At 66.0% G+C, this 25,963-nt stretch carries 26 protein-coding genes and 1 riboswitch; of the genes, 5 read left to right on the top strand and 21 right to left on the bottom strand.

The window, feature by feature from the left end; all coding sequences use genetic code 11:
• Positions 1-2 precede the first annotated feature (2 nt).
• The gene (locus tag ACFVWT_RS10105; protein ID WP_390247622.1) at positions 3-587 is read right to left on the bottom strand and encodes a histidine phosphatase family protein; all 585 of its coding nucleotides are present in this window, start codon (positions 585-587) and stop codon (positions 3-5) included.
• 66 nt (positions 588-653) lie between these two features.
• On the opposite strand from ACFVWT_RS10105, the gene ACFVWT_RS10100 reads away from it, so the two are divergent.
• Positions 654-1,385: an SDR family NAD(P)-dependent oxidoreductase gene (locus ACFVWT_RS10100; RefSeq protein ID WP_390247620.1), complete on the top strand. Its 732-nt coding sequence runs from the start codon at positions 654-656 to the stop codon at positions 1,383-1,385.
• 26 nt (positions 1,386-1,411) lie between these two features.
• On the opposite strand, the gene ACFVWT_RS10095 is transcribed toward ACFVWT_RS10100, so the two are convergent.
• The 5 genes from ACFVWT_RS10095 to ACFVWT_RS10075 are packed head-to-tail and all read right to left on the bottom strand — an operon-like array spanning position 1,412 to position 7,153.
• Positions 1,412-2,479 carry a LacI family DNA-binding transcriptional regulator gene (locus ACFVWT_RS10095; RefSeq protein ID WP_390247618.1) on the bottom strand — a complete coding sequence of 356 codons (1,068 nt, stop codon included), beginning with the start codon at positions 2,477-2,479 and terminating at the stop codon, positions 1,412-1,414.
• Positions 2,479-3,948: a GH1 family beta-glucosidase gene (locus tag ACFVWT_RS10090; protein WP_390247616.1), complete on the bottom strand. Its 1,470-nt coding sequence runs from the start codon at positions 3,946-3,948 to the stop codon at positions 2,479-2,481. The genes ACFVWT_RS10095 and ACFVWT_RS10090 overlap by 1 nt, the downstream gene beginning before the upstream one ends.
• Positions 3,945-4,871, bottom strand: a complete 927-nt coding sequence (locus tag ACFVWT_RS10085) for a carbohydrate ABC transporter permease (protein WP_390247614.1) — start codon at positions 4,869-4,871, stop codon at positions 3,945-3,947. Before ACFVWT_RS10085 ends, ACFVWT_RS10090 begins: the two co-directional genes overlap by 4 nt.
• Positions 4,868-5,857, bottom strand: a complete 990-nt coding sequence (locus tag ACFVWT_RS10080; RefSeq protein WP_390247612.1) for a carbohydrate ABC transporter permease — start codon at positions 5,855-5,857, stop codon at positions 4,868-4,870. Before ACFVWT_RS10080 ends, ACFVWT_RS10085 begins: the two co-directional genes overlap by 4 nt.
• A gap of 3 nt (positions 5,858-5,860) precedes the next feature.
• Complete coding sequence (locus ACFVWT_RS10075; RefSeq protein ID WP_390247610.1) at positions 5,861-7,153, bottom strand: ABC transporter substrate-binding protein; 1,293 nt, start codon at positions 7,151-7,153, stop codon at positions 5,861-5,863.
• A 310-nt stretch (positions 7,154-7,463) separates the two neighbouring features.
• Here ACFVWT_RS10075 and ACFVWT_RS10070 point away from each other — a divergent pair, with 310 nt between their 5' ends.
• The gene (locus ACFVWT_RS10070; RefSeq protein WP_390247608.1) at positions 7,464-9,395 is read left to right on the top strand and encodes an adenylyl cyclase; all 1,932 of its coding nucleotides are present in this window, start codon (positions 7,464-7,466) and stop codon (positions 9,393-9,395) included.
• A gap of 73 nt (positions 9,396-9,468) precedes the next feature.
• On the opposite strand, the gene ACFVWT_RS10065 is transcribed toward ACFVWT_RS10070, so the two are convergent.
• The 13 genes from ACFVWT_RS10065 to ACFVWT_RS10005 all read right to left on the bottom strand — a co-directional run bounded on the left by ACFVWT_RS10065 (position 9,469) and on the right by ACFVWT_RS10005 (position 22,567).
• Entirely contained in the window at positions 9,469-10,140 is a 672-nt protein-coding gene (locus ACFVWT_RS10065; RefSeq protein ID WP_390247606.1) for a DNA alkylation repair protein, read from the bottom strand.
• Positions 10,141-10,225: 85 nt separating this feature from the next.
• The gene (locus ACFVWT_RS10060; protein ID WP_390247604.1) at positions 10,226-11,155 is read right to left on the bottom strand and encodes an NADP-dependent oxidoreductase; all 930 of its coding nucleotides are present in this window, start codon (positions 11,153-11,155) and stop codon (positions 10,226-10,228) included.
• Between the two features lie 39 nt (positions 11,156-11,194).
• On the bottom strand, positions 11,195-11,968 hold the full coding sequence (locus tag ACFVWT_RS10055; protein WP_390247602.1) for a lytic transglycosylase domain-containing protein: 774 nt from the start codon (positions 11,966-11,968) through the stop codon (positions 11,195-11,197).
• A 147-nt stretch (positions 11,969-12,115) separates the two neighbouring features.
• Positions 12,116-12,391, bottom strand: a complete 276-nt coding sequence (locus ACFVWT_RS10050) for a hypothetical protein (RefSeq protein WP_390247600.1) — start codon at positions 12,389-12,391, stop codon at positions 12,116-12,118.
• Positions 12,392-12,459: 68 nt separating this feature from the next.
• Complete coding sequence (locus tag ACFVWT_RS10045; RefSeq protein WP_390247598.1) at positions 12,460-13,341, bottom strand: methylenetetrahydrofolate reductase; 882 nt, start codon at positions 13,339-13,341, stop codon at positions 12,460-12,462.
• Between the two features lie 42 nt (positions 13,342-13,383).
• On the bottom strand, positions 13,384-14,391 hold the full coding sequence (lipA, locus tag ACFVWT_RS10040; RefSeq protein WP_390247596.1) for a lipoyl synthase: 1,008 nt from the start codon (positions 14,389-14,391) through the stop codon (positions 13,384-13,386).
• 16 nt (positions 14,392-14,407) lie between these two features.
• Positions 14,408-15,820, bottom strand: a complete 1,413-nt coding sequence (locus ACFVWT_RS10035) for an L-serine ammonia-lyase (RefSeq protein ID WP_390247594.1) — start codon at positions 15,818-15,820, stop codon at positions 14,408-14,410.
• Between the two features lie 227 nt (positions 15,821-16,047).
• A riboswitch (glycine riboswitch) is annotated at positions 16,048-16,145 on the bottom strand.
• A 73-nt stretch (positions 16,146-16,218) separates the two neighbouring features.
• Positions 16,219-17,220, bottom strand: coding sequence for an Lrp/AsnC family transcriptional regulator (locus ACFVWT_RS10030; RefSeq protein ID WP_390247592.1), 1,002 nt, complete (start codon positions 17,218-17,220; stop codon positions 16,219-16,221).
• Between the two features lie 108 nt (positions 17,221-17,328).
• Positions 17,329-18,579: an amidohydrolase gene (locus ACFVWT_RS10025; RefSeq protein WP_390247590.1), complete on the bottom strand. Its 1,251-nt coding sequence runs from the start codon at positions 18,577-18,579 to the stop codon at positions 17,329-17,331.
• Positions 18,580-18,593: 14 nt separating this feature from the next.
• Positions 18,594-19,358, bottom strand: a complete 765-nt coding sequence (locus tag ACFVWT_RS10020) for a hypothetical protein (protein WP_390247588.1) — start codon at positions 19,356-19,358, stop codon at positions 18,594-18,596.
• 23 nt (positions 19,359-19,381) lie between these two features.
• Entirely contained in the window at positions 19,382-20,119 is a 738-nt protein-coding gene (locus ACFVWT_RS10015; protein WP_390247586.1) for a DUF5058 family protein, read from the bottom strand.
• A 253-nt stretch (positions 20,120-20,372) separates the two neighbouring features.
• Complete coding sequence (locus tag ACFVWT_RS10010; protein ID WP_390247585.1) at positions 20,373-21,392, bottom strand: sugar phosphate isomerase/epimerase family protein; 1,020 nt, start codon at positions 21,390-21,392, stop codon at positions 20,373-20,375.
• Positions 21,389-22,567: a Gfo/Idh/MocA family protein gene (locus tag ACFVWT_RS10005; RefSeq protein ID WP_390247583.1), complete on the bottom strand. Its 1,179-nt coding sequence runs from the start codon at positions 22,565-22,567 to the stop codon at positions 21,389-21,391. The genes ACFVWT_RS10010 and ACFVWT_RS10005 overlap by 4 nt, the downstream gene beginning before the upstream one ends.
• A 151-nt stretch (positions 22,568-22,718) precedes the next feature.
• On the opposite strand from ACFVWT_RS10005, the gene ACFVWT_RS10000 reads away from it, so the two are divergent.
• A complete protein-coding gene (locus ACFVWT_RS10000) occupies positions 22,719-23,732 on the top strand; it encodes a LacI family DNA-binding transcriptional regulator (protein ID WP_390247581.1) in 1,014 nt (337 codons plus the stop codon).
• Between the two features lie 51 nt (positions 23,733-23,783).
• Positions 23,784-24,119: a hypothetical protein gene (locus ACFVWT_RS09995; RefSeq protein ID WP_390247579.1), complete on the top strand. Its 336-nt coding sequence runs from the start codon at positions 23,784-23,786 to the stop codon at positions 24,117-24,119.
• Positions 24,120-24,122: 3 nt separating this feature from the next.
• On the opposite strand, the gene ACFVWT_RS09990 is transcribed toward ACFVWT_RS09995, so the two are convergent.
• Positions 24,123-24,896: a LysR family transcriptional regulator substrate-binding protein gene (locus ACFVWT_RS09990; RefSeq protein ID WP_390247577.1), complete on the bottom strand. Its 774-nt coding sequence runs from the start codon at positions 24,894-24,896 to the stop codon at positions 24,123-24,125.
• 56 nt (positions 24,897-24,952) lie between these two features.
• Here ACFVWT_RS09990 and ACFVWT_RS09985 point away from each other — a divergent pair, with 56 nt between their 5' ends.
• A complete protein-coding gene (locus ACFVWT_RS09985) occupies positions 24,953-25,357 on the top strand; it encodes a DUF5997 family protein (protein ID WP_390247575.1) in 405 nt (134 codons plus the stop codon).
• 21 nt (positions 25,358-25,378) lie between these two features.
• Here the strand turns inward: ACFVWT_RS09985 and ACFVWT_RS09980 are convergent, their stop codons facing one another.
• Positions 25,379-25,858 carry a hypothetical protein gene (locus ACFVWT_RS09980; RefSeq protein ID WP_390247573.1) on the bottom strand — a complete coding sequence of 160 codons (480 nt, stop codon included), beginning with the start codon at positions 25,856-25,858 and terminating at the stop codon, positions 25,379-25,381.
• Positions 25,859-25,963 lie beyond the last annotated feature (105 nt).

Here is a 25,963-nt window from a genome sequence, read left to right as displayed (position 1 = left end):
GCTCAGGCCTCGACGGCAGCTGCGAACCGTTCGCCGTTGAAGTATTCCAGCTGCCAGCCGTCAACGGCGTGGTGGTGGGCGAGGTTGAGCACGGCGTTGTCGACGCTCTGCAGCGTACGGCCGATGGCGCGGCTGAGGCTCACGCGGATGAGCGTGCCGTGGGCCACCACCAGGACGCGGCGGCCGCGGAACTCTTCGGCCAGGGCTTCCAGCGCGGTCAATCCGCGGCTGGCTGCCTCGTCTTCGCTTTCCGCACCGCGGAAACCGCCCGGGATGCGCAGGGCTTCAAGTTCGGGGCCGGCCTGCAGGCCCTCCGCCGGTCCAAAGCTGCGCTCGGTGAGCTCCGGCACGTGCCGGGCCACGCTGAGGCCCAGCCCGTCGGCAATCAGGTTGGCAGTTTCAGCAGCACGGCTCAGCGGCGAGGATACGATCGCGTCCCACTCGTGGCCGGACAGGGCCGCGGCGGCGTCGCGCGCCTGTCCGCGGCCGACATCGTTCAGCGGAATGTCCGTGGATCCCTGCAGCCTGCGCTGCGCATTCCAGTCAGTCTGGCCATGTCGGACAAGGGCGAACGTCGTAAGGGTCATACCTTCCATTGTGCCTTGACCCGTTGGGATTATCGTTGGAGACCACTATCGGACGCAGGAGGGACGATGGCACGCATCATCATCACCGGCTCAACCGACGGACTTGGACGGGCTGCCGCACAGTCCCTCCACGACAAGGGCCACGAGGTCATCGTGCACGCACGGAGCGTCCACCGGCTGGCCGCGATACAGGATCTCCTTGACCTCGGCGCCACAGGCGTAGTCGGCGACTTGTCGGACATCGAGCAAACACGCGACCTCGCCCGCCAAGTGAACCGAAGCGGGCCGGTGGACGCCGTGATTCATAACGCTGGCGTGCTCCACCGCCCGCACATCTTCCAGGTCAATGTCGTTGCCCCGTACCTCTTGACCGCACTCATCCATCGCCCTCGCCGGCTGATCTACCTCAGCAGCGGCATGCACCGCGGGGGCCGGGCCTCCCTTGCCGCCATCGGTCAGGGCGCGCAGCCACACAACGTCTCCTATTCCGACAGCAAGCTCTACCTCACCACCCTGGCCGCAGCCATTGCCCGTCTGTGGCCGGACGTTCTGACCAACTCTGTGGACCCCGGCTGGGTCCCCACCAGGATGGGCGGCGCCGGCGCTCCGGACGACCTGCGGCTCGGTCACCTCACCCAGGAATGGCTTGCCGCCAGCGACGACCCGGAGGCGCTCACCAGCGGCGGCTACTGGCACCATCAGCACCGGGAAAAGGCACACCCCTCCGTCTACGACCAACGGTTCCAGGCTGAGCTCCTCAACCTCCTCGCCCGCCTCACCGGAGAAAGCCTCACTTAAGGCCCGTGGCCTTCAGGAACTGCCCCCTACGCTTGGGCGGGCAGGCCTCCGGTGCTGGCTCGCACCACCAGTTCCGCCGGATAGATGACCGGTTCCATTGGCGTCTCCGGATCTTCAATTCGGCGGATCAGGAGCTGGCCTGCCGTGACAGCCATATCCACCATCGGCTGCGTGACTGTGGTCAGGTCCAGGCCGTTGCCGGCCGTGAGCCCGTGGTTGTCAAAACCTACGACGGCGACATCCCGGGGTACCGTCCGGCCCCGGCTTCGTAGGGTCTCGATGACCCCCAGCGCCATAAGGTCCGATGCGGCAAACACCCCGTCCAGCTCCGGCACCTCGGCTAGCAGGTTCCGGGCGGCGTCGGCGCCGCCCGCCGTCGTGAAATCCCCGTGGCTGACGGGTCCGGGACGAAGGCCGGCCTCACGAAGTCCCTGCTTCCATCCTTCCAGCCGATCCGCGGCGGCGGTCATGTCGGCCGGCCCGGCTACGGTTCCGAGGTTGGTGCGTCCTATGGAGGCAAGGTGCCGTGCCGCCAAACGGCCGCCCTCGAAGTTGTCCAGGTCCACGAACGGGACGCCCAGCCCTGTGTCCCACGGCCTGCCGATCAGGACAGTGGGGAGGCCCGTTTTGGCGAGCGTCTCCGCCCAGTCGTCGGCGCGGTGGTGGGACACCACGATCGCACCGTCCACGTGGCCGCCGCGAAGATAGCGCATGGTCCTGGCAGAGTCGTCGCCCGCACGGGACATCAGCAGAACCAGTTGCATGTCCGTCCCCCGGAGGGCCTCGTTGACGCCGGTGATGACGGCGGCGAAGAAGGGATCCATCATGACCCGGGCATCCGGCTCCGGAATGACCAGCGCAATCGATGCGGTGCGTTTGGTCACCAGACTGCGCGCCGCACGATTCGGCGTGTATCCCAACGCGACGATCGCGGCGTCAACGGCGGCCTGGGCTTCCGGGCTCACTTTGAGGCCGCCGTTGATCGCCCTGGACGCCGTGGAGCGGGACACCCCTGCCGCCGTCGCAAGATCTTCAAGCGTGGGGCTCGGCCGCCCTGCCTGAGGGCGGCCGGGCCGGAGCGTCTGTTCCTTCATTACACCGACAATACGACACCTGACGCTGAAGCGGATGCGAGGGTGTCGGCGGCCGGAACTGCATTCTCCGCCGCCACCGAGGAATACCAGAGAGCGCTGGCCTTCGGGATGCGCTCCTGGGTTCGGTAGTCCACCCGGACCAGGCCGAAGCGCTGGTGATAACCGAAGGACCATTCGAAGTTGTCCAGAAAGGACCAAGCGAGGTAACCGCGGACGTCGACTCCGTCTCCCATCGCATCGTGCACCGCGCGGAGGTGGGCAGCGAAGAACCCGATCCGGTCCTGGTCGTCCACGAAACCGGCTTCATTCGGAACGTCATCATAGGCTGCCCCGTTTTCCGTAATGAAAACCGGGATGCCCGCGGGACCGGTGTATTCGAGCTGCAGACGGTTGAGCAGCCGGCGCAGTCCCTCGGGCTGGACCTCCCAGCCCATGCCGGTAACCGGCAGCCCGCGGGGCACAGAGCGCGCACCGTCAGCGGCGACAAACGGAGAGGAGACGGGGCGCACCGCAGCCACCTCCGCACCTGCCGGGTCCGGGTGCTCCGCCGGGTCCTTGGTGACGGATTCCCCGTGATAATAGTTGACGCCAAGCAGATCGAGCGGCGTGGAGATGATCGCCAGGTCGCCGTCCTGGATGCGTTCGGCCAGACCCAGGTCCGCTACATCCGCCAAGAGATCGGAAGGGTATTCCCCCTTCAGTATCGGGTCCAGGAAGATCCTGTTGAACTGGCCGTCGATCCGCCTGGCGGCGTCCCGATCACTTTCGCTGGCAGGGTCCCGGGGGTCGGCGACGGTCAGGTTCAAGGTGATGCCCAGGGTGGCATCCGGGTCAAGGCGGCGCAGTTCGCGAGCCGCCAGTCCGTGGCCGAGCAGCAGATGGTGGGCTGCGGCCAGTCCCGCCCGGGGGTCCTGCCTTCCGGGCGCGTGAATTCCGGCCGCATATCCCAGGAACGCCGAGCACCACGGTTCGTTGAGGGTGGTCCAGATTCTGACCCGGTCCCCCAGCGCCGCATGCATGGTGGCGGCGTACTCCGCGAAGCGGTAGGCGGTGTCACGGTTGGTCCAGCCGCCGTTGTCCTCCAGCGACTGCGGCAGGTCCCAGTGGTACAAGGTCAGCCACGGCGTGATTCCGGCGGCCAACAGCTCGTCCACCAGCCGGGAGTAGAAGCGGATACCTTCGGAGTTCGGCGTCACGCCATCCGGCATGCAGCGCGCCCATGACGTGGAAAAGCGGTATGCCTTCATATTCAGGTGCTTCATGAGGGAGACGTCCTCCGCGTAGCGCCGGTAGTGATCGCATGCCTCGTCACCGTTATGTCCGTCGGCCACCGCGCCGGGCAGCCGCGCGAAGGTATCCCAGATCGAGTCCTGCCGGCCGTCAACGTGTGCGGCGCCTTCGATCTGATAAGCGGCTGTTGCCGCGCCCCACAGGAAGTCCTGTGGGAAGGAAAGTGGGGTGTTACTCATCCCTTTACTGCTCCTTGCATGATGCCTGATACGAGTTGCCGCCCTGCCGCGATGAACAGGAGCAGCAGCGGGACCGTCGCCAGTACGGCGCCGGCCAGGACTACGGAGTAGTCCACGAAATGGGCGGCCTGAAGCAGCTGCAGTGCCACCGGAAGAGTGGGGTTTGAGGGATCCAGGACGATGAACGGCCAGAAGAAGTTCGTCCAGGTGGCCACAAAGGTAAACAGTGCCAGCATGGCGGCGGCCGGCCGGGCGGCCGGGAATCCAATGTGCCAGAAGGCCTGGATCATGGAAGCTCCGTCCATCCGCACCGCTTCGATGAGCTCGTCCGGAAGGGCGTCCCGGAGATATTGGGTCATCCAGAACACTCCGAAGGCCGTGACAATGCCGGGAATTATGACGGCCCAGAGCGAACCGGTCCAGCCCAGCTTGGACATGACAATGAACAGCGGGACCACGCCGAGCTGCGTGGGTACCGCCATGGTGGCGATCACGAAGACCAGCAGCCCCTTGCTCCCGCGGAAGCGGAGTTTGGCGAACGCGAATCCGGCGAGGGTCGAGAAGATCACCACGGAGGCGGACGTGACGGTGGAGACCAGGATGCTGTTGCCCATGGCCTTCCAGAAAGGAATGCTGTCAAAGACCTTCGCGGCGTTGGCCAGGAAGTTCCCGCCCGGAAGGAGCGGGATGCCCCGGCTCAGCGCAGTGCTGTCGTGGCTGCCCACTAGGAAGGACCAGTACAGCGGGAACAGGGAGGCCAGCAGGACAGCGCCCAGGGCACCGTAGATCAGGGGTCCGGCACGCCGGATGTCCCCGGCGCCGCCGCGGTTGCGGGGCCTCCCCGCCCGCGGGTTGGGGCGCTTAGCGGCTGCCTTTGCGGCCCCTTTCCCGGCGGTCTGTCGGATCATGGGGATGGAGCTCATTTGCGGCCTCCCTGGTTGGCGATGCGCCGGGTGAGAAGGAAATTCACGAGGGCGATCAGCACAATCATCAGGAACAGCAGCCACGCCACCGCGGATGCCCTGCCAAAGTTGCGCTGGCCCCAGCCAAGCTCCCAGATGTACATGGTCAGTGTCTGCCACTGCCGGTCGGCGCCGCCGAGGCCGGACTGGTCAAACACCCGCGGCTCATCGAAGATCTGCAGCCCGCCGATGGTGGACGTGATGGCCACGAAAATCACGGTGGGCCGGAGCATCGGAACCGTCACCGACAGGAACTGGCGGACGCGGCCGGCGCCGTCGATGGTGGCCGCCTCGAAGACGTCGCGCGGGATGGCCTGCATGGCCGCGAGGAAGATCAGTGCGTTGTAGCCGATCCAGCGGAAGTTCACCATCGTGGCGATGGCAAAGTGGCTGGCAAGCTGGTCGGAATGCCAGCGGACCGGGTCGAGGCCCAGGAGGCCAAGGAATTCATTGACGAGTCCGAACTGGTCGGCAAACAGGTTGTTGAAGATCAGTCCAACCGCCACAGGAGCCACAACGAAGGGCACCAGCACCCCCATCCGCCAGAACGTCTTGGCCCGCAGGTTGGCGTCCAGCACCGCTGCGATCAGCAGCGCCAGCACCACTTGCGGCACGGAGGAGAGCAGGAAGATGCTCAGCGTGTTGCCCACCGCGTTCCAGAAGTACGGCTGCCCGAGGACAAAACCGAAGTTCTCTAAACCGATGAACTTGCCCTGGCCGCCGATCAGGTTCCAGTTGTGCAGTGACACCCAGCCTGTGTAGAGCAGCGGAAACAGTCCCGTGAGTGCAAACAGCAGGAAGAACGGCGAGATGTAGAGGTAGGGCGACAGCTTGACGTCCCACTTCGACACCTGCTGCGAAAACGCGAGCCGCCGGACGTCCCTGTTGCCGGGTTTTTCCTCGTCAGTTGATTGGCCTTGGGGCCTGACCCGGTCCGTTACTGACATGGCTTAGAGCGACTTCACAGCCGTGAGGAACTTCGCCCAGGAGGACTCGGCGTCGTCCGACTTGTCCACGTCAACACGGGTAAGAGCCTGCTGCATGGCGTCGTTGATGGCGAAGAACTTCGGCCCCTTGAACGGGGAGTCGCCCACGGCCTTGGCACGCTCTGCGAAGATCTTGCCGGTGGGGGCGTCATTGAAGAACGCGTTGGTCTGGCCCAGCAGTTCCTCACTGGTCAGCGCCTCAACCTGGCTCGGGAACGTGCCCTTGGCGGTGAACGCCTTGATCTGCTGCTCCGGGGCGGTCAGCCAGGCTGCGAGCTTCTTGGCCTCAGCCTGGTTCTTGCCCTGCGACGGGACGGTCAGGTAGGAACCGCCCCAGTTGCCGCCGCCACCCGGGAAGACGTTGGCGACGTCCCAGCCCTCGACGCCGGCGGCGTTGCCTTCAATGACGCCGAGCATCCAGCCGGGGCAAAGGGTCGTGGCGAACTTCTGGGACTGGAAACCGGCCACCCAGTCGTTGCTCCACTGGCCCAGGTGCGCCGAGAGGTTGTCCTGCGTCGAGGCGTTCAGGACCTTGGTGTAGACCTCCTTGACCTCCGGGTTGTCGGCGGCGATGACCGTGCCGGCCTCGTTCTCGTAGGCCTTCGACATCTGGTTGCTCATGCCCTGGTAGATGGCACCGGCGGAATCAAACCATGCCGGGCCAGTTCCTGCGGCAACGAACTTCTTGCCTGCGTCGAAGTAGCTGTCCCAGGTGGTGCCCAGCATTTTGGCGACAGACTCGCGGTCCGACGGCATCCCGGCGGCTTCAAGGAGTGCCCCGTTGTAGCAGACAGCCTCGGGACCGGAGTCCGTGCCGTATCCGATGAGGTGCCCGTCCTGGGTGGTGGCTGCCTCGGTCTTCCAGTCCAGCCAGCGGCCTTCCACGGCAGGATCCTTCAGATCCACGAACTGGTCCGGGTACTCCTTGAGTTCGGACAGCCAGTCGACCTCGATGGCCTCGATGTCCGAGAGGCCCGATCCCGCTGCCAGGCGCGTGGTCAGGTTGTCGCGCGCTTCGTTCGTGGTGGCGGCCTTCTTGTGCTGGATCGTCACGTTGGGGTTGAGGGTCTCGTATTCCTTGAGCAGGTTCTCGTAGCCGAACTCGTTGAACGTCGCGAGGCTGAGGGTGACCGGCTCCTTGCCTGTTTCGCCGGTGGGCCCGGCGTTCTTGGGGGCATCCGCCCCGCAGCCACTCAGGGCGAGGGTGAGGCAGGCGGCCGATGCCGACAGGGCGGCAAGTTTGCGGGGGAATTTCACGCGGGGACTCCTTTGTCAGGGTGTGGGGACCGGAAGAACAAGGGGCCGGCCGCCCCGGATCGGTACATGAGAGCGCTCCCAGATCGATCATGGGAGCGCTCTCACAAGCATGGTGTCCTACATCACGCCGAGTTGTCAACAACGGCATCGCTGCCCATTTCGAACCCTTGCCCGGCGCCGGATGCGGTGTTACGCTTCCCGGCGGGAGCGCTCCCACACCTCCGAGGTCACCGGGAGCAGGGCTCCAGTTCCCCGGCAGCCCCGTGTTCAGCCGAAGGGAAATCCGCCCCAACAGAGAGCAGGACCAACAATGCCGCTAGCCCACTTCCGCCTCCGGCCAGGGGCGCCGCAGCCCCGCCTCCGGAGGCCGTTGCGTCTCCACAGCCGACTCTTCGCCGGCAGCGTCGCCGTTCTGCTGGGCGCGCTGGCCACCAGTGCCGGTCCCGCAACGGCAGCCGAGGCCGCCGCACCGGCGAAGCTGGCCCCGGGACAGCCGCAGCCCGCGAAAGCGAAGACGGCGCCTGAGCTCGGTCCCAACGTCCGGATCTTCGACCCCAGCATGCCCGTGGCCGAGATCCAGGCCGAGGTGGACGCCATTGCGGCCACCCAGGTCGACGACGAAATGGGTACCAACCGGTACTCCCTGCTGTTCAAGCCCGGCACCTACGGCAGCGCCGAGGAGCCGCTGATCGTCCAGGTTGGCTACTCCACCGAGGTCGCAGGCCTGGGCGCCTCTCCCACGGATGTCACCATCAACGGGCATGTTGACGTGTACAACCGATGCCTGACAGCGGATAACTGCATCGCCCTGAACAACTTCTGGCGGTCCTTGTCCAACCTCACCATCAACGTCACGGGCCTCGAGGGCTGCCGGAGTTCGGCCAACTTCTGGGCCGCCTCGCAGGCTTCCCCGATGCGCCGGGTCAACATCACCGGCGGCAACCTGTCCCTGATGGACTACTGCACTGCCGGGCCGCAGTACGCCAGCGGCGGCTTCATCTCAGATTCGAAGACCGGCGCCGTCATCAACGGCTCACAGCAGCAGTACTTCGTACGTGACAGCAGCATCGGCGACTGGTCCAACGGAGTCTGGAACCAGGTCTTCTCCGGTGTGGACGGAGCCCCGGCGCAGTCCTTCCCCAATCCGCCGTACACCACCTTGGCCGGCACCCCGATCAGCCGTGAGAAGCCCTACCTCACCCTCGACGCCGACGGCCAGTACAGCGTTTTCGTTCCGGCGGTCCGCACGGACTCCGCAGGAACCACCTGGGAGAACGGCCCCACGGCCGGCCACAGCATCCCGTTGTCCGACTTCTACGTCGCCAGCCCCGCCGACTCGGTCAAGACCATCAACTCCCAGCTGGCGCGCGGCAAGAACCTGCTGCTGACCCCGGGCCTCTATGACGTCGACCAGAGCATCGAAGTCAAGCGTGCCAACACCGTGGTCCTTGGACTCGGCATGGCCACCCTCACCGCCGTCAACGGCGCCGTGCCGCTGACCGTCGCGGACGTTCCCGGCGTCGACATTGCCGCCGTCACCATCGATGCCGGCGAAGTGAGCTCTCCGACCCTGATGCGGATCGGCAAGGCCCGGGACTCCGACGCCGGCGGACCCTCCAACTCACTGAACCACAGCGACCCGGCCAACCCCACCACGCTCCACGACGTCTTCTTCCGCATCGGCGGACCGCACGTCGGGAAGGCCTCGCTCAGCCTGGAGGTCAACAGCGACAACGTGCTCCTGGACCACATCTGGGCCTGGCGCGCGGACCACGGAAAGGGCGTTGGATGGACCACCAACACCGGTGAGAACGGCGTCATCATCAACGGTGACAACGTCACGGCCACCGGCCTGTTCGTGGAGCACTACCAGGAGTACAACGTCATCTGGAACGGCGAGAACGGCAAGACCATCTTCTTCCAGAACGAGCTGCCCTACGACGCCCCGAATCAGGCCGCCTGGCAGCATGACGGGGTCCTGGGCTGGGCCGGTTACAAGATCGCCGATTCGGTCAAGACCCACGAGCTCTGGGGCGGTGGAAGCTACGTCTACAACAACGTCGACCCCACCATCCACGCCACCCGGGGCTTTGAAGTCCCGGTCACGCCCGGAGTAAAGCTCCACGGCCTCCTGACCGTCAACCTCGGCGCCGGCACCCTGGACCACGTCGTCAACGACACCGGCGCACCGGTATCGACGGATGCCGTCGGAGTACCCAGCTACGTGGCGAACTTCCCCTGAGCACCCCGCGTGGGCGGGTACTCATCGTCCCGTCCACGCGGCTCCCGGCTTCTGTCCCGCCGGATTCCGAGGGTCAGCCCGCGCTCTGCCGGCGCACGATCTCGTTGATCCAGACCGGTGCGAACGGTGAGGTGCAATTCGGCGGCGTCGGGTAGTCCTTGAGCACCTCGAGCCGTTCACCGATGTCGATCGCCCGGGCACGATACCCGGCATGGTGGATCCCGATCTGCGCCAGGCAGGTGTTCATCGCCCACTGCAGTCGGTCGGGTGCTTCCTTCATCTGCGCCTCGATGGTGTCGAGGAGGCCCGGCAGGTCGAGCCCCTCAGGGTTCTTCGCGACCCGCTCGCTGGTCAGCGCCCAGCCGGCGCCGGCCACCACCGGGTCTGAATCCGCAGTCCAGGCAACGCGCAGTTCCTCGGCGTGCGGGCTCCGCTTGACCACGTAATTCACCAGCCAGTCCTGTACCTTGGGCGCCCGCGACTGGCGCAGCATGACGTCCAGTTCCTCGCGGTCGAACTCCTTGGGCCGGCAGATCAACAACCCGAGCAGCCGGGCCGCAGTGTCCCCGGTCGCCCACAGTTCGCGGGCCAGGGTCTGCTGGGTCTTCAGCCGCTTAGCGATGGCGCGCAGCCTGGAGAGGTTCACGCCGTGATCATCGCCGTGCTTCTCGTTGACCGAGCGCACCCTTGGGTCTTCGAGCTGAGCCAGTTCGGCTTTCAACCCGGCAACTGTCGTCTCGGACATTCCAACCTCCCGGTCATTCACCCGCCGGTCCCCAGCCTACTGCCCAACGAAGGAGGGGCCGCCGGAAAACGGCCGCCCCTTCGCATCACGCGGCGTCGTCGACTGTAACCACAATCTTGCCGCGGGTGTGCCCCTCCATGTTGAGGCGGAAGGCATCTGCCGACTGCGCCAGCGGGAAGGTTTGCGCCACCTCAACCCGGAGGTTGCGCTCATCGACCAGATCGGCCAGTTCCTGCAGCTCGGCGCCTACGGGGTTTACCCACATCCAGGTACCGCCATGCTGCTCCACCTCGCTGTCCGCGATGGAGGCATGCCTGCCTCCATCAGCCAGGACAGCCAGCGTGGATTCGAGATTGCCGCCCACGAAGTCTGCGACGACCTCGACGCCGTCAGGGCGCAAGGCGCGCACCCGGTCTGCGAGTCCTTCGCCGTAGGTGACGGGCTCGGCACCGAGCGACCGGATGAAGTCGTGATTCTTTTCGGACGCGGTCGCAATCACCTTGGCGCCGCGCGACGCGGCAATCTGGATACCCAGGGACCCGACGCCGCCGGCGCCGCCATGGATCAACACGGTCTCCCCCGCCTTGAGGCCCAGGCGGTTAAGGACCTGGTATGCCGTCAGTCCCGCCAGCGGAAGGCCTGCCGCCTCGTTCCACGTCAGGGATGCGGGCTTGCGGGCCAGGAGCCGTTCCGGCAACGCGATGTACTCGGCGAAACTGCCGCCGTGGACATAGTCTTTGCGGCCATAGGAAATGACTTCATCGCCGGGCTGGAAATGCGGCGCATCGATGCCGACCGACTCTACGACGCCGGCCACATCCCACCCGGGGATCGCCGGGAACTGCAGGTCCATGGCTGCGTCGAGGTAGCCGGCCATGATCTTCCAATCGACCGGATTCACCGCCGCCGCCTTGACCTTGACCAGGACCATCCCCGGCCCGACCTTCGGCAGGGGCTCCTCCGTCAACCCAAGGACGTCCGGACTTCCGTATTCGCTGTAAGTAATTGCCTTCATGCAGGCCTCAACCGATATCTTCCTGCCACTATTCCGGACCTATCCGGCAGACCCCGACTGCTCCGCGTAGGCGGTGGCCCGGTCGCGCACCTGCCGAACATAGGAATCGGACTGGTTGTAGGAGAGCACCGCGCCGGTCCACCCTCCGGCGGTGGTGAGGTCACGGTCAGCCTTGCACAGGTACGTGGCGGCGCTGAGTGCGGCATCGTCGATGTTGAGCGGGTCGGCGACGCCGTCGCCGTTTGCGTCCCGCCCTGCCTGTTCCCAGGTGGAGGGAATGAACTGCATGGGTCCGACGGCGCGGTCCCAGCGGGCGTCGCCGTCGAGCACGCCGTCGTCCGTGTCCGGGATGGCGGCGAAACTGCCGCCGTCGAGGCTGGGGCCGATAATCGGTCTGCTCACCTGCCCGGTGTCCGACAAGGTGCCACCTCCGTGGCTCCCGTGCGCGGATTCAACGAAGCCGATGGCGGCCACGGTATTCCACCCGATCCGGCACCCGGGCGTGGCGGCGTTGGCGAGCTCCGCAGCAGCGGCGTAGGCCTGGAGCGCCCGGGCAGGAATGCCGGTCTGCACCGCGGTCCGGGTGAGCCATTCCGCGTCAATCGTGCTGTCGGTGATGTCTACGGCTCGGGAGCTGAACGCGGACAGCGTCGCGACTTTCGCGCCTGCTCGCGGTGGCGCCGACGGAGCCCAGGGCCCTGCCGTGCCGTGCGGGCGGAGCACCCATAACAGGAGCCCGGTAATGACGCAGGTCGCGACAAGGCAGAAGACGGCAAGGCGTTTGAGGCGGAGCATGGACTTGGCGGTTCTCATTTCCGGTGTTTTGTTTAGCCGGGAGCAACTTACACCATCTTCCCGTTGCTTCCCCTCCCGACGGCGGCGCAATCCCGGCGGCCCGGCCGGCCGGCTGTTTCCAGCCGCAAAAAAGCCCCGGACCTAAGGTCCGGGGCTCGGGCACTGTCACCGCTCGATGCTGACGGCAAGATCCAGGTGAATGTCGCTGTCGGCCACCAGACGGTCCTGGAGGTAACGCGCCAGGCTCGCATCCGTGGCGGTGTGAACGCTATTCGGCACCGCTCCGCGCAAGAGCGCCTGCGTGTCGGTGGACTTGACTACATCCAGCGGCGCCCAGCCGCGGTGGCTGGAGGTGAGCCGCTCGATGTCCGTGCGGAAAGAGCGCTTGTGGTCCTCACGGACGGTGGCACGAACGGTGAACGGGATAAAGGCAGTAGGCAAAAGAGGTCCTCTCACGAGGCAACCGGTGGTCGGCGCCCCAGTAATAACAAGTCGCATCAAGGCTGCTGTTATTCCCCCGAAGCTGCCGACGAGTCCGACGTCACGGGCGGCGGGCCACCTCGGCGAGGTGACCCGCCGCCGTCGTGCGTGATAGTGAGTTGGACGTCCGGGCCATGGCCCGCTCCATTGGGGACCGCATCGAGGTTGTTGAAGCTGTACAGATGGATCCCGGCAATGTTCCCCGGCTCGCTTTCCAGCCCGGCCACCAGGCTCTCCGGCGAGTAGCGGTCACCGCTCAGGAGCTTGCGCGCCAGCGGCCCTTTGCGGCTAAGGAACTTCAGGGAACTTCCGACGCCGATCTGCGTCGCCAGCGAGACCAGCCTGGTCCGCGGGACGGTCCCGGCCACGCCGGCCCAGACGGGCAGCTGCACCCCTTCGCGGCGCAGGAGGGTCGCGAAGTCGAGGATCTTCGTCGCGGAGAAGCACATTTGCGTGACAACGTTCGATGCCAGGTGCTGCTTGGCCAGCAGGGCATCCAGCAGGTTCACCGGGCCCACCGAGGGGTGACCTTCCGGGTAGCCGGAGACTCCCGCCCGCATCCTGCCGCCGGTGTACTGGGCGATGTCTTCCAGCAGCGGAAGGGCGGACTCGTACGGGCCTGCCGGCTGTTTCCGGTCTCCGCCGATCACAAACACTTCATTGATGCCGGCAACATCGCAGTCACGCAGGATTCCGGTAAGTTCGGAGCGGCCGGGCACGCTCCGCGCCGCGAGATGCGGAATGACAGAGTAACCGAGCACGCTCAGCTCCACGGCGGCACGCATGGTCCGCTCAATGCCATGGTGGGGCAGGCACGTCACGGTGAGCGTTGTGGTCACGGGCACGTGAGCCCGGACCTGTTCAACGATTCCCTCTGAAGGGATGATTTCGATCCGGGTGGGGAACATCATTGGTCCTCTCTGGCTGTCAAGCGGTTCTCAATCACGTGCTTCTCAACCGTGTGCGGCGATGAGGCTGCTGGCTTCCTGCCGGGTGCTGCCGGAGGACTCGATGTGCGCGAGTTCGGCCGGGATTTCCCAGCCCTTCTTGCGCATCGCGGTGGCCCAGAGCCGGCCGGCCCGGTAGGAGGAGCGGACCAGCGGCCCGGACATGACGCCGAGGAAGCCGATCTCGTCCGCTTCCTGCTGCAGGTCCACGAACTCCTGCGGCTTGACCCAGCGGTCCACCGGCAGGTGCCGTTCACTCGGGCGCAGGTACTGGGTGATGGTGATCAGGTCACAGCCTGCCTCGTGCAGGTCCCGCAGGGCCTCGGAGATTTCCTCGCGGGTCTCGCCCATGCCCAGGATCAGGTTGGACTTGGTCACCATGCCCAGGTTCCGGCCCTGCGTGATGACATCCAGGGACCGGTCGTAGCGGAACGCCGGACGGATGCGCTTGAAGATCCGCGGCACGGTCTCGACGTTGTGCGCGAAGACCTCCGGCTTGGAGTCGCAGATCGCCGCGATGTGCTCGGGCTTGCCGGAGAAGTCCGGGATCAGCAGCTCGACGCCGGTGCCCGGGTTCAGCTCGTGGATCTTCCGGACCGTTTCGGCGTAGAGCCAGACACCCTCGTCGGCGAGGTCGTCCCGGGCCACGCCGGTGACGGTGGCATAGCGCAGCTGCATGGCCTGCACACTCCGGGCCACCTTGGTGGGTTCGAACATGTCCACCGGGGAGGGCTTGCCGGTATCGATCTGGCAGAAGTCACAACGCCGGGTGCACTCGGACCCGCCGATCAGGAACGTGGCTTCCTTGTCTTCCCAGCACTCGAAGATGTTCGGGCAGCCGGCCTCCTCACAGACGGTGTGCAGGCCTTCCTTCTTCACCAGGTTCTTGAGCTGGACGAACTCCGGGCCCATCTGGACCTTGGCCTTGATCCACTCCGGTTTACGCTCCACCGGTGTAGCCGCATTGCGCTGCTCAATACGCAGCATCTTCCGGCCTTCTGGTGCCAGTGTCATAGTTCTCTTTTTTCCTTTAGCATTCGACGACGTTGACGGCGAGGCCGCCCATCGCGGTTTCCTTGTACTTGGAGGACATGTCCCTGCCGGTTTCTCGCATGGTCACGATCACCTCGTCCAGGGACACCCGGTGCGTGCCGTCACCCCACAACGCCATCTTCGCGGCGTTGATGGCCTTCGCCGCCGCGATCGCGTTCCGCTCAATGCACGGGATCTGCACCAGCCCGCCGATCGGATCACACGTCAGCCCCAGGTTGTGCTCCATCGCGATCTCCGCGGCATTCTCCACCTGCGCCGGAGTCCCGCCCATGACTTCGGCCAGGCCCGCGGCCGCCATCGACGACGCCGACCCCACCTCACCCTGGCAGCCCACCTCAGCCCCCGAAATGGAGGCCTGCTCCTTGTAGAGCACCCCGATAGCCGCGGCGGTCAGCAGGAACTTCACCACCACATCATCCCGGTCCTGCTGCGTGGCCACATCCATCCCCGGCGCGAAATGCAGCGCGTAATACAACACCGCCGGGATGATCCCGGCCGCCCCGTTCGTCGGCGCCGTCACCACCCGCCCGCCCGAGGCGTTCTCCTCGTTCACCGCCAGCGCGATCAGGTTCACCCACTCCTGCCAATACTTCGGATCCCGGTAGGCGGGGTCCTGGCCGCGGTTCTCCTTCAACAGGCGTTCGTGCCAGTCCGGCGCCCGACGGCGGACCTTCAGCCCGCCCGGCAGCAACCCCTCCCGCTTCAGGGACACCGCGACGCACTCCTCCATCACCGAATAGATGTGCAGCAGGCCCTCGCGGATCTCCTGCTCCGAGCGGGAGGCCCGTTCGTTGACGAACATGATCTCCCCGATGGACAGGCCCTTGGACTGGCACCGGCCCAGCAGCTCCGCCGCGGTCCGGAACGGCAGCGGCAGCTCCTTCTTCGACTCGTCCAGCTCCTTCAGCGCCGCCTCTTCCTCGCCCTCGCGGACAATGAAGCCGCCCCCCACGGAGAAGAACGTCGCCTGGTGCAGGACTCCCCCGCCGGCATCCGTGACGGTGAACGTCATCCCGTTCGTATGCCGCGGCAGGATCGTCAACGGCCGCAGCACCATGTCCTTCACCCCGTACGGCAGCGAAACCGCACCGGCCAGCTCCAGGGTCCCGGTCTCCGCGATCGCCGCGAGCCGCTCCTCCACCTCCGCGGGGAGGATCTTCTCCGGGTGGTACCCCTCCAACCCCAGCAGGATCGCCGTCATCGTCCCGTGACCGTGACCCGTCGCAGCAAGGGAGCCATACAAATCCACCCGCAACCCCGCCACCTCCTCCAGGGCACCGGAGGCCCGAAGCTCCTCAGCGAACACCGCGGCAGCCCGCATCGGACCCACCGTGTGCGAACTCGAAGGCCCAATCCCAATGGAAAAAAGATCAAAGACACCAACAGCCATAGCCGGGATTCCTCAGTTGCCCGGGCGCGGCAGGGCAGCGGCCTTGGACGGGAGGGATGGCGTAAGGGTCACGGGGAACTCCATAATTCAGGTGGCGCAGGGCGCCACGATGATTCGGGTTTCTCCCCGCTCTGTATCTGACCTGAGAGTTTCCGCGGACCCTGCTATTTACAGGAACCGCTTGCACCGTCGGTGAGCCCGGTAACCGGACTACTTTCCAGAGTTGCCTCGCCGCGGCGGTACGTGGGCCTGAGAGATTCCTGGGGAGGATTTGCTCCTACGGCGCCTGCTGAACGTACCGGCAGGACTCTCCCGCCGCAGATCAAAAGCGTGTATCACTTGTCGGTGACACGGCTCACACACTAGCCGCTGCCAGAACAACATGCAACAGAGTTACTTCACACGGGGTGTTCTTCCCGCACCGGCTGTTCCGGAACGCCGTCGCGGTACCTCACGGTGCTGCGCTTGAAGATTTCGGCGTAGATGGAGGACCGTACGGACGTCACCCCGCCCACCCCGCGGAGGCCCTCCAGCAGCAGCCGCAGCTCCTCCAGGCTTTCCACCGCCACTTGCGCCAGGACGTCCTCGCCGGAGGCGGCAGCCCAGCGTGTGGCGGCCAGGCCGGCCAGGTAGTTTCCCGGTCCCGCTGTTCCGGTGCGGGTCACGGTGATGAGGGATTCAACCGGAAGCCCCAGCACGGCGGGATCCACCACCGCCCTGATGAACAGCGCACCGGAGCTGGTCATCGCTTCGAGCCGCCGGCTGACTGTCGCCTTGGAGATGGACAGCTCCGATGCCAGCTCGTCCACGGTGGATCTGCCGTTGCGGTGGAGGAGCTCCGCCAGCGCCAGGTTGGTTTCATCAAGGGGCGCCCCGGGGAGCCCGCTGCGGATCCCTGCCAGCTGGCCGTCCTCGTCGCGATGGAGCGCTGCGTACTGCTCTTGGTCCAGGACGTCCGGCTTCCAGCCGCTGGGCGTCCGGAAGTATTCCAGGAGCGGTGTCATGGCGAAGGATAGGACGCCGTCCACGGCGGCCAGGCGGTTGTAGAGGAGGTCGCCCAGTTCGTCCGGGGACAGGAACAGCTCGGCCACAGCCTCGTTCGTGCCGGACAACGCACTGACCCATGAGGACTCTTCAAGCGAGGCAAGCCATGTGCACACTCCGCGGAGGTCCCGGGGGGCTGCCGTCACGCGGAGCAGGAAGGCAGAGCGCGCACTGACGGAGGAGGGGTTGATGAACGAGTTGGTGCGCACCACCCCGGACTCGAGCAGCTTATTGCCGCGGCGGGCCACGGTGCGTTCCTGCTGCCCCAGGACATCGGCGATCAGGCGCCAGGGGGCGCGGCCATTACGCACCAGCGCGGCTACGATCTGCCGGTCCAGGGCATCAAGCTGTTCCATGTTCCGGCTCCTTTCAGTGCGGCAGGGAGGTACGACGCCGGCAGGCGGCGTCCGCTGAACGGTACCGGAGAAGCGGGCTGGCCGCCCCGGTACCGTTCCGCGGGTAGCTCAGTTCCGGCCCAGATAGGCTAGCACTCCGGAGAGCGCGGCAGCCGTTCCCCCCGCCACGGCGGCCCGCGCGTCCGGGGCGAAGTGTGGTGAGTGGTTTCCGGCAGGTGCCGCCCCGTCCTCGAAGAGTTCCGGGTCGAAGGCCCCAAAGGCCCAGAAGACCCCGGGCACACCGATGGCGTCGCTGAGCCATCCGGCGTCCTCTGAGCCCATGCCGAGCGGCGCATCGATCAGTGCTTCCGCCCCGAAGTCCGCGGTGAACGCCTCAATCACGCGGTCCGCGGAGGCTGGGTCGTTGTAGCAACGGGGGAAGTTGTTCAGTTCCACGATGGTGGGTTCCGGCGCCGCCGAGGCTGCAGCCTCGGCGGAGATGATCCGCCGGATGGCGGCAAGAACCGTGGCACGGGTGTCCTCATCGGGCGTCCGGACGTTGACGGAGAACTCGGCGGTCTCCGGAATGATGTTCTCTTTCAGTCCCGCGTGGAAGGTTCCCACGGTGACCACGGCCGGCGTCGAGGGTGCCAGTTCGCGGGAGACGATGGTCTGCAGGCGAAGCACCATGGCGGCGGCGGCGACAATCGGGTCGACGGACTTTTCGGGCTGGGAGCCGTGGGCCTGCTTGCCGTGGACGGTGATCTTCCACGAATCGGCCAGGCTGGCCATGTGGCCGCCCCGGATCAACAGCTTGCCCCGGCTGACCGGCAACACGTGCTGGGCCAGCACCACCTCGGGTTTGGGAGCACGGTCCCAGAGTCCGTCGTCGATCATTGCCCTGGCACCATAGGCGGTCTCTTCGCCCGGCTGGAAGATCAGAACAAGCGTTCCGGACCAGAGGGCGCTGCGGTCCGCGAGGAGGGCGGCCAGCGCCAGGGCGGATGCGATGTGGGTATCGTGGCCGCAGCCGTGCATCACCGGAGCGATGGAGCCGTCCGGCAGCGTGCCGCTGTCCTCGCTGGCGTAGTCCAGGCCGGTCTGCTCGGCAATGGGCAGGCCGTCGGTATCGGCCCGGAATCCGATGACCGGACCGTCGCCGTTCTTCAGGATCCCCACCACCCCGGTGCCGCCGCAGCGGAAGGATTCGATGCTCAGGCCGGCAAGGTGCTGTTCGATATACTCCGCGGTCTTGAATTCCTGCGCCGAGAGTTCCGGGTGGGCATGCAGGTGCTTGTACACGCCGACGTAGTCCTCCAGGAAGGATTCGGGAACTTCGACGGCGGGGGTCAGGCGTACGCCTGTGGTGGTGGAGGTCATTGCTGGCTTGCCTTTCAGTGGGTGGGTTCGGAAATCCGGTCGGCCGGGCTGCTTGCGCCGGGGCCCGTAGCTGCGGGAGGCTGCGGGGCCTTGGGCCGCGCAAACCAGGAGGCCGCGATGGTGATGATGACGGCCAAGGCCGTGGCAAAGTACGTCAGCCCGGGAGCCAGCGGCACCACGACAAAAACGATGACGGCGGCAACAATGACGGCCACAATCGTGGTGCGGCGGCTCTTCATGGCCATCACGCTCTGCAGCACCACGGCGCCGAAGATCGCGGGCAGGATGTAGCTGCGGGCCGTGGCGATGAGCGGGGCCGGAAGCATCCCCACGAGCCAGGTGCCCAGCACGCCCACAAAGAGGATGAGCGTGGTGATGTGCACCAGGACCGCCCCGATAATGGCGCTTCCGGCGATGAGTTCCGCCCGGCGGGTGCCGGGCTTTTCACCCAGGTTGGCCTGGGCCACAATGGCGGCCGGGAGCAGTTTGTTGGCGATGTTGCCGATCAGGAACGCCTGGTACATGGCCGAGCGTCCCAGTATGGGGAAGTAGGACACCGGCTCGATCACGGCGATGATGCCGAAGGTGGCCAGGACTGCCCCGACGGCGGTGACCAGTTCGAGCGGTGTCACGCCCGCGCCTGTGCCGAAGGCCGCGAACAGGGCGGACGCCAGGGAAATGAGCAGCCCCAGCGCGAGGGTGATCGGGCCCCAGACGGAAGTGGTGCGGTCGAACGCCCTGAACCGGGCGGCTGTTTCGGTGGTAGTCGAAGTGGACATCAGAATGGCTCCTGTCGGCGGTTTCAGGCTGCTGCGGTCATAAGAAAGGCGGCTGAAAGTGCCGCAATGATGGAGATCCCCAATCCCCATTCCCGGAGCCAGGGAAGCCGGAACTTGTGGGCCAGCAGGAGGCAGACGCCCATCGCCGCCGCTGAGGCGAGCATGGTGACCAGGTGGACAGGAGACTTGAGTACCTCCTGGAAGGCGAGCGTGAAGAACGCCCCCAGCAGCGCCGCCGTCGGCACAATCGCCATGACGGCAGGGTTTACCTTGCGGAGCTTCGCGTCGCCTTTGCTGAGGATGGGCGTCAGGATCAGCGCGGTCAGCATCCAGACCAGGCCGCCGATGGTCATGGCGGCAAAGGCGAGGGCGAAGATCCTCTGGGTGTAGGTGGGGCCGCCCAGCTGGGCGCCCTGTGTGCCTGCCGAGATGCCGGCCGCCGCGACATCGAAGGCGGCTGAGCCCACCAGGCCGATGCGTGTCAGCACTGCGGGGGTTCCGAACAGGGGCAGCAGCGAGATGGCGATCAGGGCGACGGCAAGGGAGGGCCCAATCGCCGCCACGGCCCCGGAGCGCACGGAACTGTTGACCTGTTCAGCGGTCAGGTCGGCGGCCGGCGCCGCCTTCCGGATGGCTTTGAAGTAGATCACCGACTGGAGGATGACAACGGCGAAGACGCCCGCCGCGGCCGCCCAGAGCACGGGGTGGTGGATCAAGGGGGTGATGTCTGTGGAACCGGGATCGACAGCTGCGACAACCACATGTACTCCTCTGGAAACTGGGCAAACACTCCATCGTGCGAGTGTCTATTAGATGGACCAAATAAACTCTCAATGCCGTTTTGTTTCATTTTTACAGCATCGGATGTCCACAAGTACATAGTTTCTTTATTTCCGGGAGATCACGGAACTGAACCGGCACGGTAAATTCCGGCGTCGCTTTAAAGCAAAAAGGAGCGGTCGGGGTCATCCGATGATGACCCCAACCGCCCGCCGCAGAAGGAACAGACAGGTATTAGGACGTCAGGTGCAACGACGCCGCCAGTGCGGCGTCAGCATCCCGGAGGACCTTGGCTGCCACCTGGAGGCCCTCGATCCGGCCCAGCGAGGTGTCCTCGTGCTCGATGTTGACCAGCATGTTGGGGTCCACCTCGTACAGCGCGCGCAGGAACTCCGTCCAGTACGCGGTGTCGTGCCCGCGGCCCAGTGCCACAAAGTCCCAGGCCGAGTTTTTGGGCCACTCGTTGGCCCATTCGCCTCCCCCGAGGTTGGTGCGGTTTTCCTCCGGTGCGAGCCGGCGGAAGCTGTTGTCCAGGACGCCGTAGAGCGCCGCGTTCTCAGTATTGACGCGGACGTCCTTCGCCGCGGCCTGGAACACCAGCGGGCCGAGTTCGCGGACCACGGCCACCGGATCCATCTGCTGCCAGAACAGGTGTGAGGCGTCCAGTTCGACGCCCACGTGGGTGGCGCCGGTGAGTTCGATGAGCTTGTGGACGTCGGCGGTATTGAACACGATGTTCTGCGGGTGCAGCTCCAGGGCCACCTTGACGCCGTGATCGGCTGCGAGCCGGTCGGTTTCCTTCCAGAAGTCGGCCGCGATGCCCCACTGGTAGTCGAGCACGTCCAGGGCGGCCGAGTTCCAGGCGTTGACCACCCAGTTGACCGTGGTTGCTCCGGGTTCGCCGCCGGGCAGGCCGGACATGGTCACCACGCGGTCCTGTCCCAGGCGGTGGGCCAGCCGGATGGAACGGCGGATGTCCTCGGCGTGCTTCTCGCCGATCTCCCGCTTCGGGTGCAGCGGATTGCCGTTGCAGTTCAGACCGGCGATAGAGACGCCGGTCCCTTCGAAGATCGCCAGGTAGTCATCCCGGGCCGCGTCGCTTTCCAGGATCTGGTCCATGTTGGGTACGTGGACGGCCGGCAGGAATCCGCCGGTGTTGATTTCAATGCCGGTGAGTCCGAGGTCGGCGATGACCTTCAGGGCCTCGGGAAGCGGCCGGTCGTGCAGGATTGCGTTGTAGACGCCGAGTTTCATAGCGTGATTTTCTTTCCGTTGTTGAGCGCGGATTCAGTGACGGCACCGAGCAGCTCCATATTGCGCACGCCCTCGTCGAACGTGGCGCAGCGGGGCAGCGACTCGGCTTCGCTGAGGCCGGCCACCTCTTCGAGGAAGGCACGGGCCTGGTAGCCGAAGGCATCGTTCTGGCCGAACCCGACTTCGGGGGCGTCCATGGCGAGGCCGCCGGCGATGTAGGGGTGGCCCGGGCCGAGGATCACTTGGCGGTAGCCGTTTTCATTGCCCGATTCATCGTTGAGGAACAGCTGGATTTCAGCAGGGCGGCGCTGGTCGAACTTGGCGGCACCGTTCTCGCAGAACACCTCGAAGTTGAGGCTGTTGGCGTGTCCGGCTGCAACCCGCGAGACTTCAAAGCTGCCGGCACCGTTGGCGAACTCTGCGTTGAATGCTGCGTAGTCGTCGTTCTCCACGGCTTCAAAGGTGTCGCTGACCGCGGCATGATCATGCCCGATGACTGCGCCGAGCGGCAGGGGCCGCTTGTGGATCGCAGTGCTAAGGCGTCCGCCGCTGATGGACTGGATGTCTCCGCAGAGGAACTCGGAGACGTAGGCCAGGTGGCTTCCGACGTCGGCAAGCGCACCGGAGCCGGGGCTGCCCTTGTAGCGCCAGCTCATGGGAGCGGAGGGGCTGAAGCCGTAGTCGGTCCAGTAGCGGCCGCTGAAGTGCAGCACTTTGCCGAGGACGCCGCTGCGGATGAGGTCGCGGATGTAGGCGATGCCCGGCGTTCGGCGGAAGGTGAAGCCGATCCGGGCAATCGAACTCGCATTGCGGGCGGCCTCAGCCATGGCCCGGGCGTCCTCGAGGGAGTCGCTCAGCGGCTTTTCGCACAGCACGTGCTTGCCGGCGGCGAGCAGGCCTTCGACGACTTCGCGGTGGAGGGAGTTGGCGATGACCACACTGACGACGTCGATGTCATCGGCTTCGGCGATGGCCTGCCACGAGGTGTCGTTGCGTTCGTAGCCGAAGCGCCGGGCAGCCAGCGACCCGAATTCGGCGTTGACGTCGCCGATCGAGACGAGCCGCACCTCGGGAAGCACGGGGCTATACAGCGTGGAGGCCGTCCGGTACGCAGCGGCGTGGGCCTTGCCGGCCATCCCTGCGCCAATGACGGCGATGCCGAGGCTTTCAGCCATTGATTTCTCCTTTGAAATTCGGCCAGGCCTGCCGCCTGTCCGGAAAATTGTAGCGCTACAAAAATGTCCGCTGAAAAGAGCGTAGCTTTGTCTATATGTCCTGTCAATGATCGTGAGGCTATCCTCGATAGCGAGACACGAAAGGCTCTCCATGACGCTGAACACCCCCCGGTCCCGACGCCCCACGATCTATGACGTCGCCAAAAGCGCCGGCGTTTCGCCATCGTTGGTGTCCCTGGTCCTGCAGAACCCCTCCAGGGTCAGCGATAAGCGGCGGGAGGCCGTGCTGGCCGCCATCTCGCAACTCGGGTACAGGCCCAGCCGCGCCGCCACCGCACTCGCCAGCAGCCAGACGAAGAGCATCGGGCTGGTGATCGACGACTTCCGGAACCCGTGGTTCGTCGATCTGTTGCGCGGCATGGAATCCGCCCTCGAGGTGCACGGCTACCAGGTCACCGTGGCGGACTCGCGGCCGGGCCAGAACCGGATCAAGGAGGCAACCGACGGCCTCCTTGCCATGCACGTCGCGGGCCTGGTGATCGCCGCGGAACCCAGCGAGCCCATGCTCGCAGGCACCTGGGTTCCCACCGTCGTCGCCGGCTGGCGGAATGGGGTCCCGGCCGGCGCCGACCTCATCACGAACGACGACGACGGCGGCGGCCGCCTCGCAGCCGGCCACCTGCTGGAGCTCGGCCATACCCGGATCGGCCATCTTTCCGGCTCGGACGGGGCGGCTGCGCACCGGCGTGAGGGCTTCCGCGGCCGCATGGCGGCAGCAGGCCTGGAGGCGCGGATCGCAGGAGAATCCGGGGGAACGTCCGAAGAGGACGGGTACGCGTCGGCCTGCTGGCTGCTGGACCGCTACTCCGACACCACGGCTATCTTCGCGGCCAACGACACCATGGCAGTGGGCGCCTTTGCTGCAGCGAAGGCACGGGGCCGGTCCGTTCCGGATGACTTGTCGGTGATCGGCTACGACAACTCGCCGCTGGCGAAGTCGCGGTATCTGGACATCACCACCGTGGACAACCGTAGTGACGTGGTGGGAGCGGACTCCGCGCAGACTCTGCTCGCACGGATCCAGGACCCCGGCCAGGCGCCGGGCCGCAAGCTGATCGAACCCACACTCGTGGTCCGCGGCACTACGTCGCGCATCACCGGCTAACGGCAGGAACCCCGCCCGCGGCCGCACAGCACCGCTTGCTACGCTGGAACAATGAAATCCCGCCTCGCCGCCCTGTCCACTGCCGCCCTCATCGTTGTATTGACCGGTTGCGGGCAGGTCCAGGACGCAGCTGAAAAGGCCGTGAGCGACGGCGCGTCCCAAGTCGCCACCGCGGCCGCGGACCAGGTCAAGGGCCAGGTGTGTGCGCTGGTGGAGGACGGGCTTGTCAGCGTGAAGGACAAGGAACTCCTGGGCGGCCTCGTGGCCGGCGCCGAGACCGCAGGCGTACCGTCCGAGATCACCACTCCGCTGCGTCAGATCGCCGCGTCGGGCGATCAGGTTCCCGCGGAATCCGTCACCGCACTCAAGGACGCCTGCACCGCCTGAGCCCTAGCGCTTGCCCTTCTTGCGCGATCCCTTGCCGCGGCCCTTGTCCGGGTTGGGAGCGTAGCGCTGCGCCACCTTGGGCTTCTTGACGCCTGTCCCCCTCCGGTCCGGCTTCGGTTCCTTCTTGGGCGGCTCCACCTTCGCGGACGGCTGGCGGGAGCTCTGGGCGGTCCGCCCTCGGACAATCCCGATGAACTCCTCGATCACTTCATCCATGGCCAGTTTGTCGGCGTCATCCGCGGCTCCACGCGTGGCCTCGTTGGGCCAGGCAAGGGCGATCTGTGTCGTGGGTGCGCCGGTGAGTTTCCGCGCTACCGTGTCCTTGACGTTGAAGTGGCGGGCAACGGACATCGGCAGGATGGCGAGCCCGGCACCGGAGGCAACTACCTGCAACGCGGCTTCCGGGCCGCCGAGCTCCGCCACATCCAGGAAGTTCTCCGCGGCAAGGTCCGCCAGGTCCACCTCTTCGAACACCGAGATCTCATGCCCCTTGGGAGCAACCACCACAGGCTGCTCCTCGTACAGGGGAATCACGTTGAGACCCTCGCGCTCCACCGGCAGGCGAACGAAGCTGAGGTCGGCGGAACCGTCCCGGAGGACCAGCAGCTGGGCGCCGTCGTCGGACATAAAGGACTGCAACGGAACATCCGGCATCCGCTCTTCCCAGCGCCGGATCCACTTCCCCGGCGTCACGCCGGCAACGTAGGCGAAGCGCAGCACGCGGCCTTCCGGTTCAGCGGGAGCGGGTACTTGCGGCAATTCTTCTTCAGCGGACACACGTTCACAGTACCGCCAGTGCTAGGGTACGGTCCCCCGCCGGATACCCTTGAAGCATGACCTCTGCAAACTCCCAGTCCATGAAGCCGGCCACCGTTGCCAAGAAGCTTGGCATCTACCTGCCCGCAACACCCCAGGAGTTCCAGGATTCGGTTATCACCCGCGCCGATTTCGCCGAACTCCAGGCCAACCCGCCGGAGTGGCTGGCGGAGCTCCGCCGCAACGGCCCGCACCCCCGCCCGGTGGTGGCGCAGAAGCTGAACGTTTCCATCAGCGGCCTTGCCCGCGGCGGTGTCGAAGAAGCACTCACGACGGCAGAAATCACCTCGCTGCTGCAGGCTCCCCCGGCATGGCTGGTCGCCGAGCGCTCCACGCACGCCGCAGTCCGCGCCGAAGCGCAGCGCGTCAAGGATGAAGCGGCCAAGAAGGACGCGAAGAAAGCCCGCGCCAAGGCCGAGTAAACCGCTGATTCCTGGGGGAGTTCAGCGAACGGGACGAAGGTCGTCCGGGTCGCCTCGGTGAAACATTCGCCGGGGCGCAACGCCTTCGAAAAGGACCCACACCGTGGATGCGTCTTCTGTCATGGCATCAACAATTCCCGACGCCGTGACGCGTTTGCCCCGCACAACCGCCACCTTGTCGCCGGGACGCAGTTCCGACCAGTCAGATTCCTGCCGTCCGGGCCCGTCGGTTGCTTCTTCCGTTTGGTTCCCGTGCGGAATCTGCGGTCCCGCGCCGAACAGCCACGCGGAGACGTCGCTCCGCAGCACGAGGTGGGGTCCTCCGGTTGCACTCACGCTCCCCGTAGGAACGTAATAGCCCCGGCCCGCGCCTGAACCGCCGGCCGCCCTGTCCAGGGCATCAACAAGTCGCCTGGTGAGGTGCCCCTGGGGACCAATCTCCCGGAGCTCGTCAAGCTCTTCCGGGGTGAGCCGTCCCAGCACAGCAGCAATGTCGGCCATGATGGATCCCTTCTAGCGGATGGTGCCTGAAGAACCACGCTAGAACCCCGCCATTAACGGCGCATGAAATCGGGACGGCAAACAGAAAACAAGTTCCGCCGGGAC

This window comes from Arthrobacter sp. NPDC058288, assembly GCF_042880995.1.
Lineage (GTDB): Bacteria > Actinomycetota > Actinomycetes > Actinomycetales > Micrococcaceae > Arthrobacter.
Note: the sequence above shows the minus strand (reverse complement) of the source record. Positions and strands in the feature narration are given on the sequence as shown.